We start from the raw sequence: 18145 nt of genomic DNA on the forward strand, positions 1-18145 counted from the left end.
TCTCCAGTCTGGTAAGCGAAGCGGTAATGGTACGACAGCTTTATTCGCTCACCGTGCGGATAGTTGTGGCTTACCGGGTCGACACCGGATGGCTGCTGCCGGGATAGGGCCGTTCTTCTTCCAGCGTTCCGTGGCGATCGTAGACCTCGACCGATGCGGTCTTGCCTTCCATCAAACTGTCGAGGCCGGTGAACATTTCGTCTTTGGTGAGGGTACGCAACACCGTTTCCTGAGACTGCTGATCGGTCAGTTCCCAGCCCATCGGGGTGGGGTTCACGTGGTATTTGTCCATGCTGTGCTCCTTTTATGAATCTGCGCGACCCGCTTCTTAAGCAAGAAAGCGGCGAGTGAGTGCGCCATTAGACGTACCGACTGGCTTGCAGCCGGTGCGGCAAACGAACGTCAGCGGGCTAGCCCCGGTTGTCGTCGCCTTCGACTTCGTCGAAATCAGGGTCCTCACCTGCTTCCTTCTCGCCGGCGTCGGTCATGGTGACGTCCGGCAGGTCGTCGGCTGGCTTGTTCTGCTCAGGCTGAGTCTGGTCGCTCTGGTTCATGGCTACCTCGTTGGCTTGGTGCAAAGGGTCTACCCGATTGGAGCAACAGGCGCCCTGCAGCGTTCGCCTGTCCGGGCACCGGCGGTCCGATCAGTGCTTTGCAGCCAAAAGAATCCATCGCCCTTTCCAACTTGCGATTGCAGCGACCCCAGTACTCCACCACACTGCCGACAATCCAATCTTTGACCGGAGCTGCCTGCCATGCCTGCCACCCAAACCCCTTCGCGCGACAGTATTCTGGCCGACCCGGATGCACTCAACTGCACGATCTACCGCGCTCATGAAACGGACCCGGACGGCGAAGAACGCGACATGGGCGATGCCCGCGTGATCATCACCGGGCAGTTCGAGCCGCCGCAGGAGTGGGACGCCAAGGCCCGGGCCGACTACTTCGATGGCATGCCGGAAGAGGCGTTCTTTACCGCCGTGTTTGCCAGTGAGCACGGCTCAGACTCCAAGGGTTTCTTCACTGTCGAGGCGGACGACTACGCGGCCGTGACCGAGCAGGACGGCACCATATCCATGTTCTACGTCTGCGAGCGCTTGGAAGACGATAGTTACGTATTGCTGCGCGAGGAAGACGACGAGCTATAAGCCGCACGGCTGCTGATGCCGAACCCTTACCTCGCTAACCGGGTCTGTGCTGTATAGGCAGACCCGTCGGCACCTCCCGATCCGATACGCCTGCGCACCACCCGCACACACCACTCGCCACAAAAGAGGAATCGCATGAGCCCTCTGCACCGCCGCTGGCAATCCCCCGTCACGCGCATGAAACTGGTCGCCGGCCTGCTGCTACTACTCGCTGCGTTGCTCTATGTCATCGCAACCGCCATGGAACCGCGCCACCCGGCCTGGGGCTATCTCGCGTCCTTCGCTGAAGCGGCGATGGTCGGTGCAATTGCCGACTGGTTCGCTGTGACGGCCCTGTTCCGCCACCCGCTCGGCCTGCCGATCCCCCACACGGCGATCATCCCGCGCAGCAAGGCGCGCATCGGACAGAACCTGTCGAGCTTCATCACCACTCACTTTCTCTCCACGCCTATGGTGCTGGCCAAGCTCGAGGCACTCGATATCGGCGGTCGACTGGCCAACTGGCTGCGCCATCCCGCCAACGCCGAAGCGGTGGGCCGTCAGCTCACCAACATGGCGAGGTTCGGCGTCGAGTCGCTGCACGACGAGCGCGTGCAAGCCTTCGTCCAGGCCAAGCTGATCCACCGCGCGCGCAAGGTCGATCTCGCACCGATCTGCGGGCAGGTGCTGGAAATGCTTACGCGCCAGGGCAAGCACCAGGCGATGCTCGATGAAGCGCTGATCAAGGTCGATGCACTGCTGCAGGACGACGACACCCGCGCGCTGGTGGCCGATGCCATCACGGCTGAAGTCAGGACGCTGCGCTACCTGGGGCTTGGCAAGGCAGTCGGCGGTTGGTCGGCCAACAAGTTCGTCGACGGCGTATCAGCGGTGATCGCCGAGATTGCCGGTGACCCTGAACATCCTCTGCGCGAGCGTTTCGATGAACACGTTAGCGAATACATTGATCGACTCAAGCATGATCCGGCCTATCGGCTGGAGGTCGAGCGCATCGTCGCCCAATTGCTGGAGCACCCCGCAACCACCGACTACCTGCGGACTCTCTGGCGTGAGCTGACCGAGTGGCTGGAAGCCGATCTGGAAAGCCCGGATTCTCGTATCGGCAAACGGATCGTGCGCCTGACCCAAGGTTTGGGCGACTCCCTGGCCGCCGACACCGCCATGCGCAACTGGATCAACGAACAGTTGATGGCAGCCGCGCCGAGCCTGCTCGAGCGTTACCGCGGACAGATCGGCAAGTACATTGCCCAGCGTGTGGAAAACTGGGAAAGCCGCGAATTGGTCGAACAGATGGAGCAGAGCGTTGGCAAGGACCTGCAGTACATTCGCATCAACGGCACGCTGGTCGGCGGTTTGGTCGGGCTGCTGCTGCATGCTCTGACGCAGCTGGCGGCTGGCTGAGTGAGCGCGGCCGGTATGGCGCGGCCAGCAAGCCTTTTCAGACCTGGAGCGTGCGCAGCTGCTCGCTAATCTGACTGGCACCGGCCATAACGGGCCTATCCCGGCGCAGGGTTGCAGGCTGGCCGCTCATATACCACAGGCGATTGGCCAGTTGATCGGCGTCGTGGACATCATGGGTCACGCAGATCAGCGCCATCTGTGGCTGTCCCTCAAGCAGGCGAACGATCAGCTCACGCAATTCGGCGGCGCGATCCGGGTCGAGCGAGGCGAAGGGTTCATCAAGCAAGAGCAGATCCGGCCTGATTGCCAGGCTACGGGCCAGCGACGCGCGACGCGCCATACCCAGCGAGAGCTGATCCGGCAGCCGATCACCCGCATCACTCAAGCCAACATCAGCCAGCAGCCGATCGATATCGCCTGCGGTTGCGCCGACCAGCTTGAGGTTCTGCCGCACCGTGTACCACGGCAGCAGGCGGTGCTCCTGAAACAGGTAGCCGATGCGTAGGCCGGGTAGTAGTCGGACCATCGGCGCCAGACGCGGGTCAAGCCCGGCAATGGCATTGAGCAAGGTGCTCTTGCCGACACCGGAGGGGCCCAACAGGCAGATGCGCTCACCTGCCCGCACCTGCGCATTGATCACGCCCAGTACCGGATGGCCTGCCGCCACGCCATCGATGCGCACCTCAAGCATGCTGCATCCCAGCGTTGCGCCAGCTCGATGCGCGACGCTCCAGCGGCTGCAGCAGCACCAGTTCAATCAATTGCACGACAGCGATGAAGGCCAGGCTGTAGGCCAATATGCTCGCCACGTCGAACACCTGAAAGGCCATGTGCAACTGGAAGCCGACGCCATCGGAACGGCCCAGCAACTCGACCACCAGAACGATCTTCCAGATCAGCGCCAGACCACCGCGAGTCGCCGCCATCAGATAGGGAAACAGCTGCGGCTGCCAGACGTTCACCACCCGCTGCCAGCGGTTGAAGCCATATACCTGCGCCATCTGCTCCAGCTTTGGATCGAGGCTGCGCGCGCCTTCGCGTACGGTGACAGCCACGTTGGGCACCTTGTTGATCACCACCGCCAGCACCGCCGCCTCTTCTACCAAACCAAACCAGACGTAGAGCAGGATGATGGTGACCAGTGCCGGAAGGTTGAGAAACAGCACTAGCAGGGGATCGAGCACCGCGTTGGCTAACCGCGAACGCCCCATCCAGACGCCCAGCAGCGCACCCAGCGCCATCGCCAGCGCAAAGCTGATCAGCACCCGGCGCAAAGTGACCAATAAGTGATGGGGCAGCTCGCCGCTTTCAACAGCCAGCAAGAAGGTCCGCAGCACATTTGCCGGGCTCGGCAGCAGGGCCGTATTCGTACTCACCGCTACAACAGCCCAGATCGCCACCAACAGCGGCAGCGCAACCCAGCAGGCATAGCGCGACCCACTCATGGCCCGCTCTGAAACAGCGCCGCGGGCATCAGCTGGCCCTGCTTGGCGCCAGTCAGGGCCAACAGCCGCTGCAGCGCAGTGATACGCGCTTCGTCCATCGGCTGCGGGATGCCTTCAACGAAGCTGTCATGCAGCGCGGCGAACACTGCGTCGTTGTCGGCACGCATCAAGGGCCGGATCTTTTGCCAGTGATCCGGTTGAGTCGCCAGCTCGTTCTTGGTCTGTCGCAGCGCGCTGGCGAAGCGTTCTAACAGGTCGCCGTGCGCGTTGGCCCAGGCTTGCGGAAACAGATAACCCAGCACGGGCAGATCCGGATCGAGACCCAGTGTTCCGACCATCTCATCAAGACCGAACGCTGTGTGTACGCCGCCTTCGCCGCGCAGCCGCGCCGAGAAGTGCCAGAAGGTCAGCAACGCATCCACCTGACCCCGCCGCAGCGCCTGGCTGAGCAGCGGTGGCGCGGCGTACTGCACTGTCGCTTCGCGCGCCAGATCGAGTCCCTGCCTTGCCGCTACCTGCTGCAACAGTTGCCAGCCCAGCCCGTCCGGCCCGCCTGCAACACCGATGCGCTTGCCGCGCAGATCGGCCAGGGTGCGAATGTCGCTGCCGTCCTTTACCAGAACTTCGCCGATCTGCGAGGAAAACGGCAGGTAGCGATATGCCGTGCCGGCTTCGTAGCGCGCCTGGGCCCAGAGCAAATCGCTGACCGCGCCGTCCACGCTGCCGCTGCTCAGCGCCAGCCTTGAGGCGGGCAAGTCAGCCACCAGACGCACCTTCAACTCGAAGCCATTGGCCCGGTCAAGGTTGTGACGCTTGAGATGATCGAGTTCCCAATGCGGCGTGCCGAACTGCAGCACGCTGAGCGTCAGGACCGGCAGTGGTTGCGTCTCGCCCTGCGCCTGGACAAACAACGGCAACATCGCGAGCAGAACCACACGCCCACATCGAAGTGCGGCGAGGCATGCGCGAGCGAAATAGAGGATGAGGGACAGCGGAGCAGGCTTCATGCCCGCAGGGTACGAAGCCTCACATCAGCCACGAATAGTACTTTGGTGTCTCTTCGCTGCTGCGATGGTCGCGACTGTAACCGTGGCTGCAGCGTTGCCGGTTCAGCTCTAACTCAGCACTAGATTTCGGCCAACTTGCCGACCAGCCGCGCCTGCAGCTTTTCCAGCTCCGTTGGATCGGCCTTGCCTGCGGCATGGATACCGAGCCCCTCGCCCGAATAGCGCGGCACGATGTGCACATGGATATGGAACACCGTCTGCCCTGCCGGCGCCCCGTTGAACTGCGCGATCTGCACGCCGTCAGGCTGCAGCTCATCGACGATCACACGCGCCAGCTTTTGCGCCACCGCCATCACCTTGCACAGCGCCTCGGTATCCACATCGAGGATGTTGCAGGCCGCGGAGCGCTTCGGAATCACCAGCGCATGGCCGTAGGACTGCGGAAACACGTCGAGAAAGGCCAGGACATGGTCGTCTTCGTAGAGCTTGTAGCAAGGCGCATCGCCGCGAATGATCTGCGCGAAGATGTTTTGGGGGTCATAGGGGGTAGTTAAGCTCATGAGCGACTCCGATAAGTTAAGCGGCCTAAGCACATAGTGGATGCGTTTTGATGCGTAGCATACGGCCACAACAAGGGAAACGGACAACATGACAAATGAGGAATTCGTCGGCTTTGCATGCCCACATAGCTGGTTCTCAGTGGCGGACGATCTCCACGGCCAAGCCTTGAAACTAAGGGACGGCTACGGACATGGATTCCTTCGGCGAATAGACCACCAGACTGGGCGCGAAGCATTTTGGGACAACACAGATCGTGCGACATTTCTCCTTGCGTCGTTTGCCTTAGAGAATGCAATCAAGGCCCTTCTGGTATTTGAAAATCCGAGCTGGATATCGAATGGCACACTCGCAAAACCCCTTCGAACTCACAAGCTGACGGAACTTGCGGCATTGTCAAAGCAGGCTCCCTACAGGCGCAAAGCACGGAAAATTTTGGGCACGTTTGAAGACGGTAACGAATCTTGGGCTAGGTATCCCTGCGCGCTGAACAAGGCAAGTAGCACCGACCCGGCAAACCTGAGTCCAAAAATATGGACGGATTACGAATGGCTTATATCGGCTTACGGCCGCCGTTTAACAAAACTCTTATCGCAGCATTGGAAGGGCCCTCATGGATTCGAGGCAACGTACGAGATTCATGGAACATTCCTAGATGCTCTGAACTAGGCGCCTACCCAGGAATCGCTATCGAACGAAAGATATAAAAACCTGATCCTTAGTAACAACCCGTACCAACCTACCGACTCGAATAACCCGCTTCCCTGGAGGGCTCCATGCACGATCTATCCACCTTCGCCATCACGCAGAAATGGCCCGCCAGCTACCCGGATCGCCTGCAGCTGTATTCGCTGCCCACGCCCAACGGGGTGAAGGTGTCAATCATGCTGGAGGAGACGGGCCTGCCCTACGAGGCGCATCTGGTCAGCTTTGAAAGTGGTGACCAGCGCTCGGAAGAATTTCTTTCGCTGAACCCGAACAACAAGATCCCGGCGATCCTCGATCCCAACGGGCCGGATGGCGAGCCGCTGGCGTTGTTCGAGTCCGGTGCGATTCTGCTGTACCTGGCGGACAAGACCGGCCAGCTCATGCCCGAAGACGCCGCAGCCCGCTACGAGACGATTCAGTGGTTGATGTTCCAGATGGGCGGCGTCGGGCCGATGTTTGGTCAGCTCGGCTTCTTCCATAAGTTCGCAGGCAAGGACTACGAGGACAAGCGCCCACGCGACCGTTACGTCGCCGAGGCCCAGCGCTTGCTGGGCGTAATGGACAAGCGTCTGGAGGGCCGCGAGTGGCTCATGGGCGGCCGTTACAGCATTGCTGATATCGCCACTTTCCCGTGGTTGCGCAACCTGGTGGGCTTCTACGAAGCGCGCGAACTGGTGGAGTTCGAACGCTTCGTCAACGTACAGCGGGTATTGGATGCCTTCGTCGCGCGACCCGCAGTGGCCAAGGGGCTGAACATTCCAGCTCGCGGCTGACCCGTCAGATCACCTTTGCCGCCCGCCCGATGAACTGGATCGGTCCGGTCGGCAGACCGGTCGGTGAGCCGGTGGGCTGTTCCAGCGTCAGCTCGAACAGCTGGTTGGGCTGCAACGGAGGCAGATCGTCGAGACGAATCCTTACCGGCTCGCCAGGCTTGACCAGCCCGAGGGAGACAGGCGCCTGCCAGCCTTCGGCCTTGGTCCAGAGCTGAAGTGCTTTATCCGGCGGCAACTCGGTGACGCCCAACGGAATCAGCTCGATCTCCTGCGTCCGATTGCTGGCCTGCACGACCCAACCTGGCGACAGGTCCTGCGGAGCAGCGAGCACCACGAGCCAGGTCGGCGAGGGGTCAGGCGAAATACGCGTCACCAACAAGGCCCCAAGTACCAACGTAGCGGCCATGCCGGCTGCAGCAAAACCACGCCACAGCGACAGGCTGTCCCACCAGCTGGACCGGCGCGCTGGTGCTACCGGAACAGCCTGACGATTCGCCTCGTCCAGCGTGCGTTGGATGCGACTCCACAAACGCGGCGAAGGTGTTTGCGGTTCGACCAAGTCGGTCAGGTGCAGCAGCCGCGCTTCCCAGTAATCGACCGCTGCTCGCAGCTCAGGCTCGACGGTCAGGCGCTTTTCGACCGCCTCACGGTCGCCCGCAGAAAGGGTACCGAGCACATATTCCCCGGCGAATTCGTGCAGGGTCTCGTGCGGATCGTTGGGTTCGTTGTTCATCCGATGCACTCACGAAGGGCGGTCAGGCTGCGGCGGATCCAGGCTTTCACCGTGCCCAGTGGCGCACCAAGGCGCTGGGCAATTTCCTGATGCGAATAGCCGTCGACGTAAGCGTGAAACACGCAGTTGCGGCGCACCGGTTCGAGTTGTTCGAGACAGGCTTCGATCCTGCCGGGGTTTACCCGCCAATCGAAGACGTCGATCTGTTCCTGCCAGCCATCGATGGCGGCGTGCTCCATGTCGCCCTCCTCGTCCGGTTCCATCTGGACGTGGCGGGCATTGTTACGTACGGCGTTTAGGGCCAGATGGCGGGTCAGGCTGAAAATCCAGCCGCGGGCCGACCCACGCGTTTGATCATAGGTCCCGGCCTTGTTCCAGATACGGATGAAGGCGTCATGGACGATGTCTTCGGCCAGGGCCAGGTCGCGCACGATGCGCTGCACCACGCCGAGCAGGCGCGGACTTTCCTGCTCGTAAAGCTGCTGCAACGCTGAGCGCTCGCCACGCGCGCAGGCGCGCAGTGCCGCTTCGTAATCGAACAAGGGGGGTTGCGACACGGTATCTGCCATTGGCTGGTTATCGACACCCCCGGCGCATGTGGGCCGGGGAGTCAGAGCATAGAGGCGATCACCGCTCATATCGAGCGGCTTTTCACCCGCTGCGCTTTACTCACTTGCTGGCCCAGAACAGATAGTCGGCCTGGTAATCGACAATCTGCTGCTCCCCTTCATTAGCCGCTGCGCACGCCTTGGCCGGCGCTACGCCGCCTCTCGTCGCGACACGCTGAATGTAGGTAACGCCGGTCATCGCGCCCTTGCCTTCAGCTGGGTTGGCCTTGACCAACTGGTGCGGGATGTTGCCCTCGCCAGCCGGCGCGATGGCGACCTGAGTGCCGGTCACCTTGGAGCCGTCCATCGATTCCCAGGTTGCAGGCGGGCCGTAGTATTTGCCGACCTGCTTGCCGCTGCGGTCGTTGAGCGCTGCCTTCGGCCCCAAGAAGACCCAGGCCATCTGGCCGGGCATGTCGGTCTTGGCCTGACATTCGTAGGTGATCTGGCCGACGCCAACAGTTTCCATGGCGACCTTATGGCCATCCGGTACGCGCACGGCTTCAGGTACATCCATCTGGGCAAAAGCGCTGGTAGAGCAGCCGAGGGCCAGTGTCAGACCGGTCAGGCAGAGGATCTTTTTTGCGTCCATTTTCGTATCTCCGGGTAGTGATCGGATTGCGCGGCCAAGCGGCCACTACCTGTACTACCCAGCAGGCAGACGATTGGATGCAGTGAGTTTGAAAAAAAGTTGCGAGCCTTGTCCTGCACCTTGAACCCATCGCCGAGGGTGAAAGGCTGCTCGCGGCGCCATCAGAATGCGAAAAGGTGGTGATACCCCTCTGACAAACATTTCCTGAGCCGAGCCGAGCCGACTGCGTCAGCGTCAGCGTCAGCGTCAGCGTCAGCGTCAGCGTGGCTAGGATGACGAACTGCATGAGCTAGCATTCAGCCATCTCATCTAACCATTTCGATGGTTTTGTCCAGCTATATAGCAACGAATTTTTCTAAAAAAGTCGTTGACAGGTTTTTTTATGCACATTCGATGCATCCGTTCTGGACGTGTTCTGCACGTACCTTCCACCGCAGCGTCACTATCTAGTAACTAACTGATTTAAAAGGAATTAATGATACTGAGTAAAAACTCGTCGATCTGTTCGTAGCCCGCGTGAGCTGGGCGTTTGGTCGAGTCATCCAAGTTATGTGCACAGTGTTATCCACAGGTTTTGTGGATAACATCACGGACGCCAAAGATACCGGGGCTTCGCGACTGTCGGCGTGCCCATACTCGGTAATTGCTACCGTTTTAAGAACCCTCACCCAGTGCGTCGTACCCACTGTGAAGGAACGGGGGACGGTCCTGAACAGACGCATTTGGCGCGCCCAAACTTTTGTTATAACGTATCGCGCCCAAATCGCGATGCGTCCTGCATTCGCGTGATGTCTACAGTCGCGAGTGCTCCATGTCCGCCTCTACCGCAACCTCACCTGCCTCGGCGCGTCTGCAATCTATCGATGCGCTACGTGGTCTGGTCATCCTGTTCATGCTGCTCGACCACGTTCGCGAAACCTTTCTGCTGCATCTGCAGGTCCCGGATCCGATGGATGTCGCGGTCACCGAACCTGCGCTGTTCTTCAGCCGGACGCTGGCCCATCTCTGCGCGCCGGTATTCATCCTGCTCACCGGTCTATCGGCGTTTCTGTACGGGGAGAAACATGCAGGGCGGGCGGCCGTTTCGAACTTTCTGCTCAAGCGCGGACTTTTTCTGGTGGTGCTGGAGTTCACCCTGGTCAACTTCGCCTGGACGTTCCAGGTCCCGCCGAGCGTGATTTACCTGCAGGTTATCTGGGCAATCGGTCTGAGCATGATTGCCCTGGCCGCATTGCTCTGGCTGCCGCGCGGACTGCTGGCGGCTCTGGGTCTGGCAATCATCGCAGGCCACAACCTGCTCGACCCGCTGCACTTCGCCAGCGACTCGCTGATGCATATTCCGTGGGCGGTCCTGCATGACCGTGGCTGGATCGATATTTCTGAAAGCCTGCGCCTACGCACTTCTTACCCGCTGCTGCCGTGGATCGGCGTAATCGCCATCGGCTACTTCATCGGTCCGTGGTTTGCCCGTGAAGCGGACCCGGTCGCGCGGCAGAGTCGGTTGCGCAGCTATGGCTTGGGTGCGCTGCTGGCCTTCGTGGGTCTGCGTCTGATCAACGGCTACGGTGAGCAGCCGTGGAGTGCCGGCGAGACCGGGACGCAAACCCTGATGAGCCTGCTCAACATCACCAAGTATCCGCCGTCGCTGCTGTTTCTCTGTCTGACGCTGGGAAGCGGCCTGCTACTGTTGTTGGCCTTCGAGCGCAGCCAGACGCGGCGTTGGTTGCGACCGCTATCGGTATTCGGGTCCGCACCGATGTTTTTCTATCTGCTGCACCTGTACGCACTCAAATTGCTCTATCTCGCCGCGGCGGCCATCTGGGGGCTCAACCAGGGGCGTTATTTCGGCTTTGACGCCGTATGGCCGATCTGGCTCAGCACGCTCGTTCTGGCAGTAGCACTGTTTCCGGCGGTGCGTTGGTTTGCCGAGCTGAAGGCACGCCGACGGGACATTCAGTGGCTCAAGTACCTCTGAGCCACACGCAACGCGCTCCGAAAGCCTGACCGTTACGCCTAGCCGGGGGAAAGCTCAAGCCTGGCCGCGGAAGGCCTGGCGGTAGTGCATCGGTGAAACCCCGAGAGCTTTGCTGAAATGCTGGCGTAGCGAGACCTGGGAGCCGAACCCGGCCAGCGAGGCAATGGCAGCGATAGGGTGGTCGGTGGTTTCCAGTAGCCGCTGGCTCAGGGCCAGCCGCTCGGTCAGTAGCCAGCCACTGACGGTTGTACCAGTGAGCAGTCGAAAATGCCGGGTGAAGGTACGCCGGCTCATCATCGCCTTGTCTGCCAAGCTGTCCAACGTATGAGGTAGATGCAGCGTTGCCCGTGTCCAATCCAGCAATTCGCCTAGGCGTGTGTCGCGGCGATTTGCAGGCACGGGCTGTTCGATGAACTGCGCTTGGCCCCCTTGACGATGGGGCGACATGACCAGCCGCCGAGCGACCCGGTTGGCAATCTCCGCGCCCCAGTGCTTACGCAACAGATAGAGACAACAATCCAGCGCGGCGGCTGTGCCTGCGGACGTCAGCAGGCCGTGGTCATCCAGGTAGAGCACATCAGCGTTGACCTCAACCGAGGGAAATCGTGTTTTGAAATGCTCGACCGATGCCCAATGGGTCGTAGCGCAACGACCATCGAGCAGGCCGGTCGCGGCCAGCACATAAGCGCCCAGACAAAGCCCAACAAGCGTGGCGCCGCGGGCGTGGGCGGCCACCAGCGCATCGAGCAGTGCGGCTGGCGGTGGCTCATCGGCGTGACGCCAGCTCGGCATGATCACCGTCTGCGCCTGCTCCAGCGCTTCCAGTCCGTAGTCGACCTGCAACGCAAACCCCGCTGTGGTGCGCAGGAGTCCTGGCTCGGCTGCGCACACCTCGACACAGTATCCCTGCTCTCGCGAGCCTTCCTCACTGAATACCAGGCACGGCACAGACAGGTGGAACGGGCTGATCTGGTCAAAGGCAATAACTGCGATTCGATGCGGCTGCATGATTGACCCTTGGCGTCAAAGAACGCAGAGATGGGAAAATTGGCCCGATCTTAGCGCAAGCCGTCGTGCGGGCCACTCACGATACCAACCGAGCCGCGACACAATGGCGCTTCCCCTCCTCGAGCAAGGACACCTCACATGAGCCAGAAGCGTGCATTGATCGTGATAGACGTACAGAACGAATACGTCACAGGCAACCTGCGCATCGAATACCCGGACGTGCAGTTGTCGCTCGGCAATATCGCACGCGCCATGGATGCGGCGCGCGACGCAGGAATTCCGATTGTAGTGGTGCAACACCTGGCGCCGGCGAGTTCACCGTTGTTTGCCCGCGGCAGCCAGCAGGCAGAGTTGCACCCGACCGTTGCAGAGCGTCCATTCGATTTTCGCATCGAGAAATCCGTGGCCAGCGCCCTGACCAATACCGACCTTGGCGGCTGGCTGCGCGAACGGCAGATCGACACCCTGACGGTGGTGGGCTACATGACCCACAACTGCGATGTTTCTACCGTGCTTCAGGCACATCATGAAGGCTGGAAGGTGGAGCTGCTGCATGACGCCAGTGGCTCGTTGCCCTACGAGAATTCGGTGGGCGCAGCTAGCGCCGAGGAAATTCATCGCGCCTTCACTGTGGTGATGAACACCGGCTTCGCGGCAGTGGTAACCACGGACGAATGGCTACAGGCCGTGCGGGATGAGCAAGCGCTTTCACCCGACAATATCTACCTGTCCAATCAACGAGCCGTGCAGCGCTGAAGGATTGAGCAAAGCTCCGCCGAACCGGTCAGCCGGCCCGACGGCGGAGGCCCAGCCATAAAAGCACGCCACCGGTCGCCATGAAGCCGGGCGCCATCCAGACGAAGGTCTTCGCTTCCGATGCAAGACCAATCGCCAGGCAGGCAACTCCTGAAACAAGCAGCGGGATGGCGGGCGTGAGATAGGACATCTTGAGGCGTTGCATGGGCAGCTCCAGAGCACTGAGACGCCATTAACCAATACGAACCGATCGCTAGTCAACGAGCGTCAGGGATTCGAGCAAGGCGCGCATGTCTTGCCAGTGCGTGCCCTCCCAGAAGATCTTGTCGCACTCACTGCAGCCTAGGAAGCGCTCATGGCGCGCCAGTACGCGCGGCGGGACGCGGTCGTGTATCGCCTGCCTGTCCACTTCATGCAGTCGCACATTGCAGCTCAAACACAAGCTGAAGGGTCGGGCATGGCTGGCCAGATCGAGCCGATGATAGAGCTCGCGTAGCTGACCTTGTGGTTTGACCGCATGCACATAACAGCCGTGCAGCACTACTCGGTGCATCAGCAGTGCACGGTCGCGGGTCAGCAGGACACGCCGTTCACGGTTGGCCAGCTCTGCCATGGCCGCATCTTCGAAGTGGTTGTCGTACAGCGTGTCGAACCCGGCCATACGCAGCAGTCGCGCCAGACCGCCGAGGTGAGCATCCGCCACAAAACGCGGCGGGCCGGGCGGCAAAGGTTGAGCGGTGGCCAAAGCACTGACGTCCAGCTTTTCGAACTTGGGATATACGGCAATGCGGTCACCGTTTTCGATGGGCCAATCAAGGCCAGCTGGCGCGCCGTTCACCAGGACCAACGCCACTTCGGTATGGGGTACGCCGAGGGCTTCGATTATATGTTTGGTGGTGGCGGATTCGGCGCAGGTACAGCGGAACGCCTGCCCGCGGCGCTCGACTGGGAGGAATGCGTTCAACCTGGCATAGAAGCGAAACGTTGCATTGGTCATGGTGTCTGGCAACGCCAAGCGAGCCTGCTGTACTACGCACGCGCAGCGCGCTCCGCTCCCGAAGATTGCGATAGGTCAGATCAGCTTATACCCGATCATCGCCAGCATGACTGCCAGACAAGGCCGCAGTACTGCTTCAGGCACTCGGCCGGCCAGATTGCTGCCCAGGTAGATGCCCGGTAACGACCCCATCAGCAAGTAGGTCAGGATGGTCCAGTCCATGTTACCCATGCTGGCGTGGCCCAGCCCGGCTACCAAGGTCAAAGGCACCGCGTGAGCGATCTCGGTGCCCACCAGTCGGCGGGTGGCCAGCAAAGGGTAAAGGAAGAACAGCGCCACGGTGCCCAACGCGCCAGCTCCGATGGAGGTCAGCGTGACCATTGCGCCGAGCAACACGCCCACCACCACGGTCAGGATGTTGAGGCCACGCGGCGAGAGCCGTGGGGTTGGACCTGAGAGACGCGCCGCAAAGGACATCAGGCGTTTCTTGAACAGCACTGCCAGCGCCGTGAGCACCAGCACCACACCCAATGACTGCTTGATCACAGCATTGAGCACGTCCTGATCGCCGTGCAGGCCCTTGAGTAGCCAGAGCATCAACGCTGCCGCCGGAACACTGCCCAACGCTAGCCAGCCGGTCAGGCGCCAGTCGATGTTTCGATGCTTCTGATGGACCCAGACGCCTCCCGCTTTGGTGATCGCGGCATAAAGCAAATCAGTACCAACAGCCGCAGCCGGATTGACGCCGAACCACAACAGGATCGGCGTCATCAGCGAGCCGCCGCCAACGCCGGTCATGCCAACGATAAAGCCAACCAGCAGGCCGGCCACAATGAAGCCGATTACACCGAATTCCATCACGTGCTGTCCGATTAAGGCCCGCGGGGGCCGTGTCAAAGGCCAGCAGCATAACGGTCGAGACTAGCAATCCTTAATATAAGTTGGTGCTTTCTTAGTAGCTAAAAGATATATGCACGGCACCGCTGCGGTTGGCGCCGGTTTCTCCTGCAGCACCCAGCCGCCATACTGGCGTTACAAAAATGCACGAGCATCCTCATGGATCTGATCTTCCTCGGTACCTCTTCCGGCACGCCGACCAAGTCCCGCAATGTCAGCGGTGTAGCCCTACTGGAAGATCAGGGCAAGGGCTGGTATCTGATCGACTGTGGCGAGGCCACCCAGCATCAACTGCTGCACACACCCCTGACGCTTCACGGCCTGCGTGCAGTGTTCATCACCCATGTGCACGGCGATCACTGCTACGGTTTACCGGGCCTGCTCGCCAGTGCTGGAATGGCGCGGCGGCAGGAACCACTGGAGATCATCGCTCCGAAGGCAATCGAAGGCTGGATCAGGGCAACGCTGGAAATGAGCCAGAGCTGGTTGCCCTATGAACTGCAATTTAATGCCACCGAGGCGCTCGATGGCTGGTCCAGTTCCCAGATGCGGGTCGAGGCTACCGCCCTTTCACATCGCGTCCCGAGCTGGGGATACAGCTTTACCGAAACCCGCCCGGACCCGAGCCTCGATATCGACAAGCTCGACCGCGACGGCATCCCGCGCGGCCCACTATGGGGAGAGCTGATGCATGGTCGCGAGGTCGCGTACGAAGGCCGTACGCTGCTAAGCGAGGACTATCTCCTCTTCAACCGTGCGCCGCGTCGTGTGGTTATCGCAGGCGATAACGACCGACCCGAACTGCTCCGCGACGCCTGCCAAGGCGCGCAACTACTGGTTCACGAAGCTACCTATACCCAGGCGATTGCCGAAGCCGGCAAGGCTGATTTTGGCCATAGCACAGCCGCGCAGGTCGCCGCTTTCGCAGCCTCGGTCAAGCTGCCGCATCTGGTGCTGACGCACTTCAGTGCGCGGTATCAAGGCGCTCCGAGTCGAGGCTTATCGATTGAAGACATTCGAGAGGAAGCCGCAGGACATTTTGGCGCGAACCTGATTTTGGCTGAGGATCTGTTGCGAATCAGCCTAGACAAGCACGGGCAGCTGCAACGGGTGGAAGGTACGGCCAGGACGAGCGCGAAGCACCAATGAGCCAGCCACCTGCGTTTACCCTGGAATCACCGCCACCGAGTAAATGTAGAAGCAATCCCGCTGAATGATAAACCCTATCATTTACATTCAGTTTACATATCGCTATTGTCGCCTCCTCTTCCACTGGAGATGACACCGTGCCATCAAACGCAACCCGTCTATTGCCATTGCTCAGCCTGCTCGCCGCTCCGGCTGTGTATGCTCAATCCGCCTCCCCGCTTGAACTTCCCGCTACCGCAGTAACCGGTGCCCGCGAAGAAGCAAGCTATAAGCCGGAAGCGAGCACGACTGCTCTGAAGATCGACGCCCCGCTGCGCGACATTCCGCAGTCGATCAACGTGGTGCCGCAAAGCGTGCTCAGGGATCAGGGCGCCGATTCTCTGGAAGACGCGCTGAAGAATGTTCCGGGCATCGGCCTGAGCAACGGCGACGGGCAACGCGACCAGGTCACTATCCGAGGCTTCAGTGCGATTGGCGACCAGTACATCGATGGCATCCGCGATGACGCGCTTTACTACCGGGACATGTCGAATATCGAGCGAGTGGAGGTGCTCAAGGGCCCGGCCGCTGTGCTCTACGGTCGCGGCTCCTCCGGCGGCCTGATCAACAGCGTGACGAAGAAGCCGACCTTCTCGCCAGAGCAGGAAGTGGGCGTCAGCTTCGACAGCGAAGGAAAGCGGCGCACACAATTCGATGCTGGCTGGGCGGATCAAGAACAGCAAAACAAGGCGTTTCGGGTGACCGGCGCGCTGGAAGACAGCGACACCTTCCGCGAGGATGCCTTTCTGGAACGCAAGGCCCTGGCGCCATCGGCCTATTTCCGCCTTTCCGATGACCTCGAAATCAACCTCGGCGCGTCGTATCTGTATGACAAACGTCTGATCGACTTCGGTATTCCCGCACTCAACGGCCGCCCCGTCGATGTGGACCGCGACAAGCGCTTCGGTTCTGCCGATGCGAGCCAGGACTATACCCGCAGCGAAGTCTTCTCGCTGACAGCGGGCATCGATTACCGCATCAATGACGCCTTCACGTTGAGCAATACCAGCCGCTACTACCACTACGATCTGGACCGTAACAACACCCTGGCACACACCGATGCCAACCGCTTCGTTACCGCTCCGGACGGCAGCCTGCTGGTCAAGCTCAAGCGTGGCAACGTCCAGCGTAAGGAAGATGGCTGGTTCAACCAGACCGAGCTCAAGCAGAACGCGGTCTTTGCCGGCATGAACCATCAACTGCTCTACGGCGTTGAGTTTGGCCGCCAGGAAAAGGATCAGCAGTTCTACAACCAGAACGACGTCGCGCGGGTGCCGGTGTATGGCGATACGCTGCTGCCGGTGCCTTCCCAGGCCAATCAGAAGACGGGGGACGGCCTCAATACTCAGGAAACCACGGGCATCTACATCCAGGACCTGATCGAACTGTCGCCACACTGGAAAGCGCTGCTGGGCGTGCGCTACGACGAGTTCGACCAGTCCTTCCGCAATGACCTCGATAACAAGGCCGAACTGGAACGTACCGATTACACCCTCAGCCCGCGCGCGGGTCTGGTCTGGCAGCCGGATGACATGCAGTCCTACTACCTGTCGGTCAGCCGTTCCTATCAGCCGTCGGGCGAGATGTTCCAGGTCAGTACGACCAACGTTGAGCTGGACCCGGAAGAAACCACGAACTACGAGATCGGCGCCAAATGGAACCTGTTGCAGGACCGGCTCACGCTGACCGCAGCGGTATTCCGTCTAGAGCGTACCCAGATCAAAACTACCGATCCGGTCAACCCGGCCAAGCTGGTACTGGCGGGTGAGCAGCGCACCGACGGCTTCGAAGCCACCTTCATGGGTCAGGTCTCGGACAAGTGGCAGCTGTATGGTGGCTACGCCTTCCTGGATGCCGAAATCACCAAGTCGAACAGCAATACCAACGGTGTCGACAACGAAGGTCAGGTCCCGACGCTCACGCCACGCCACAGCGCCAACCTGTGGGCGGTGCGCTCACTCGACACCAACTGGCGCGTCGGCATGGGCGCCAACTACGTCGGCAGCCGATACACCGCGCTGGACAACGATACCGAGCTACCCGGCTACACCACCGTCGACGCGGCGCTGTTCTATGAGCAACCCAAGTGGGATGCGGCACTGCGTCTGTTCAACGTGTTCGACAAGGAGTATTACGCCTCGGCGCACGGCTCTGTCGACCTGTTCACCCCCGGCGCGCCACGCACTCTAGAGCTGAGCGCCAACTACCGGTTCTAAGTGGTTTCGAGTAGCTGAAATTAGCGAGACGCTTATCGATAAGCGCCTCGTTTCATTTCGTCGCCTGTATTACCGCCTGCCCTACCCGGCCAGCTCACGACGGCGATTCTGAAGAACAACTGAAGCTGTAACACT

21 protein-coding genes are annotated in these 18145 nt (G+C 60.7%); 8 read left to right on the forward strand and 13 right to left on the reverse strand.

Annotation, left to right across the window (positions count from 1 at the left end; all coding sequences use genetic code 11):
- Positions 1–70: 70 nt before the first annotated feature.
- Both CXK96_RS02645 and CXK96_RS20705 read right to left on the reverse strand, forming a co-directional pair.
- The gene (locus CXK96_RS02645) at positions 71–292 is read right to left on the reverse strand and encodes a hypothetical protein (protein ID WP_045425167.1); all 222 of its coding nucleotides are present in this window, start codon (positions 290–292) and stop codon (positions 71–73) included.
- A gap of 118 nt (positions 293–410) precedes the next feature.
- Positions 411–554: a hypothetical protein gene (locus CXK96_RS20705; protein ID WP_159967441.1), complete on the reverse strand. Its 144-nt coding sequence runs from the start codon at positions 552–554 to the stop codon at positions 411–413.
- Between the two features lie 201 nt (positions 555–755).
- Between CXK96_RS20705 and CXK96_RS02650 the strand changes: the two genes are divergently transcribed.
- Positions 756–1148 carry a hypothetical protein gene (locus CXK96_RS02650; RefSeq protein ID WP_102834935.1) on the forward strand — a complete coding sequence of 131 codons (393 nt, stop codon included), beginning with the start codon at positions 756–758 and terminating at the stop codon, positions 1146–1148.
- A gap of 135 nt (positions 1149–1283) precedes the next feature.
- Positions 1284–2549: a DUF445 domain-containing protein gene (locus CXK96_RS02655; protein ID WP_102834936.1), complete on the forward strand. Its 1266-nt coding sequence runs from the start codon at positions 1284–1286 to the stop codon at positions 2547–2549.
- Between the two features lie 37 nt (positions 2550–2586).
- Here CXK96_RS02655 and CXK96_RS02660 read toward each other — a convergent pair whose 3' ends face one another.
- The 4 genes from CXK96_RS02660 to CXK96_RS02675 all read right to left on the reverse strand — a co-directional run bounded on the left by CXK96_RS02660 (position 2587) and on the right by CXK96_RS02675 (position 5561).
- Entirely contained in the window at positions 2587–3240 is a 654-nt protein-coding gene (locus CXK96_RS02660; RefSeq protein ID WP_102834937.1) for an ABC transporter ATP-binding protein, read from the reverse strand.
- A complete protein-coding gene (locus tag CXK96_RS02665) occupies positions 3233–3994 on the reverse strand; it encodes an ABC transporter permease (RefSeq protein WP_102834938.1) in 762 nt (253 codons plus the stop codon). Before CXK96_RS02665 ends, CXK96_RS02660 begins: the two co-directional genes overlap by 8 nt.
- Positions 3991–5001 (reverse strand): ABC transporter substrate-binding protein, encoded by a 1011-nt coding sequence (locus CXK96_RS02670; protein ID WP_102834939.1) that lies wholly within the window; start codon positions 4999–5001, stop codon positions 3991–3993. The genes CXK96_RS02665 and CXK96_RS02670 overlap by 4 nt, the downstream gene beginning before the upstream one ends.
- Before the next feature lie 119 nt (positions 5002–5120).
- A complete protein-coding gene (locus CXK96_RS02675; protein WP_102834940.1) occupies positions 5121–5561 on the reverse strand; it encodes an HIT family protein in 441 nt (146 codons plus the stop codon).
- 88 nt (positions 5562–5649) lie between these two features.
- Here CXK96_RS02675 and CXK96_RS02680 point away from each other — a divergent pair, with 88 nt between their 5' ends.
- On the forward strand, positions 5650–6228 hold the full coding sequence (locus CXK96_RS02680) for a hypothetical protein (protein ID WP_102834941.1): 579 nt from the start codon (positions 5650–5652) through the stop codon (positions 6226–6228).
- Positions 6229–6335: 107 nt separating this feature from the next.
- Complete coding sequence (locus CXK96_RS02685; RefSeq protein WP_102834942.1) at positions 6336–7040, forward strand: glutathione S-transferase N-terminal domain-containing protein; 705 nt, start codon at positions 6336–6338, stop codon at positions 7038–7040.
- Positions 7041–7044: 4 nt separating this feature from the next.
- Here CXK96_RS02685 and CXK96_RS02690 read toward each other — a convergent pair whose 3' ends face one another.
- The 3 genes from CXK96_RS02690 to CXK96_RS02700 form a co-directional block, all read right to left on the reverse strand.
- Positions 7045–7773, reverse strand: a complete 729-nt coding sequence (locus tag CXK96_RS02690) for an anti-sigma factor (protein ID WP_102834943.1) — start codon at positions 7771–7773, stop codon at positions 7045–7047.
- Positions 7770–8330, reverse strand: coding sequence for a sigma-70 family RNA polymerase sigma factor (locus CXK96_RS02695; RefSeq protein ID WP_336442431.1), 561 nt, complete (start codon positions 8328–8330; stop codon positions 7770–7772). The genes CXK96_RS02690 and CXK96_RS02695 overlap by 4 nt, the downstream gene beginning before the upstream one ends.
- Positions 8331–8442: 112 nt before the next feature.
- On the reverse strand, positions 8443–8973 hold the full coding sequence (locus tag CXK96_RS02700) for a DUF3455 domain-containing protein (protein ID WP_102834945.1): 531 nt from the start codon (positions 8971–8973) through the stop codon (positions 8443–8445).
- A gap of 811 nt (positions 8974–9784) precedes the next feature.
- On the opposite strand from CXK96_RS02700, the gene CXK96_RS02705 reads away from it, so the two are divergent.
- Positions 9785–10948, forward strand: a complete 1164-nt coding sequence (locus CXK96_RS02705) for a DUF1624 domain-containing protein (protein WP_102834946.1) — start codon at positions 9785–9787, stop codon at positions 10946–10948.
- A gap of 54 nt (positions 10949–11002) precedes the next feature.
- On the opposite strand, the gene CXK96_RS02710 is transcribed toward CXK96_RS02705, so the two are convergent.
- Positions 11003–11956, reverse strand: coding sequence for a helix-turn-helix domain-containing protein (locus CXK96_RS02710; RefSeq protein WP_102834947.1), 954 nt, complete (start codon positions 11954–11956; stop codon positions 11003–11005).
- Between the two features lie 138 nt (positions 11957–12094).
- Between CXK96_RS02710 and CXK96_RS02715 the strand changes: the two genes are divergently transcribed.
- Positions 12095–12712 (forward strand): cysteine hydrolase family protein, encoded by a 618-nt coding sequence (locus CXK96_RS02715; RefSeq protein ID WP_102834948.1) that lies wholly within the window; start codon positions 12095–12097, stop codon positions 12710–12712.
- 28 nt (positions 12713–12740) lie between these two features.
- Here the strand turns inward: CXK96_RS02715 and CXK96_RS20710 are convergent, their stop codons facing one another.
- The 3 genes from CXK96_RS20710 to CXK96_RS02725 form a co-directional block, all read right to left on the reverse strand.
- Positions 12741–12917, reverse strand: coding sequence for a hypothetical protein (locus tag CXK96_RS20710; RefSeq protein WP_180981476.1), 177 nt, complete (start codon positions 12915–12917; stop codon positions 12741–12743).
- A 48-nt stretch (positions 12918–12965) separates the two neighbouring features.
- On the reverse strand, positions 12966–13709 hold the full coding sequence (locus CXK96_RS02720; protein ID WP_102835040.1) for a Mut7-C RNAse domain-containing protein: 744 nt from the start codon (positions 13707–13709) through the stop codon (positions 12966–12968).
- Positions 13710–13784: 75 nt separating this feature from the next.
- A complete protein-coding gene (locus tag CXK96_RS02725) occupies positions 13785–14567 on the reverse strand; it encodes a sulfite exporter TauE/SafE family protein (RefSeq protein ID WP_102834949.1) in 783 nt (260 codons plus the stop codon).
- Positions 14568–14765: 198 nt separating this feature from the next.
- Here CXK96_RS02725 and CXK96_RS02730 point away from each other — a divergent pair, with 198 nt between their 5' ends.
- Together CXK96_RS02730 and CXK96_RS02735 are read left to right on the forward strand one after the other, a co-directional pair.
- Positions 14766–15755, forward strand: a complete 990-nt coding sequence (locus CXK96_RS02730) for a ribonuclease Z (RefSeq protein WP_102834950.1) — start codon at positions 14766–14768, stop codon at positions 15753–15755.
- Between the two features lie 137 nt (positions 15756–15892).
- On the forward strand, positions 15893–18010 hold the full coding sequence (locus CXK96_RS02735) for a TonB-dependent receptor (RefSeq protein WP_102834951.1): 2118 nt from the start codon (positions 15893–15895) through the stop codon (positions 18008–18010).
- The last annotated feature ends 135 nt before the right edge of the window (positions 18011–18145 follow it).

Origin of the sequence: Stutzerimonas stutzeri (genome assembly GCF_002890895.1) — a bacterium.
In the GTDB taxonomy this organism is placed as follows: Bacteria; Pseudomonadota; Gammaproteobacteria; order Pseudomonadales; family Pseudomonadaceae; genus Stutzerimonas; species Stutzerimonas stutzeri_AB.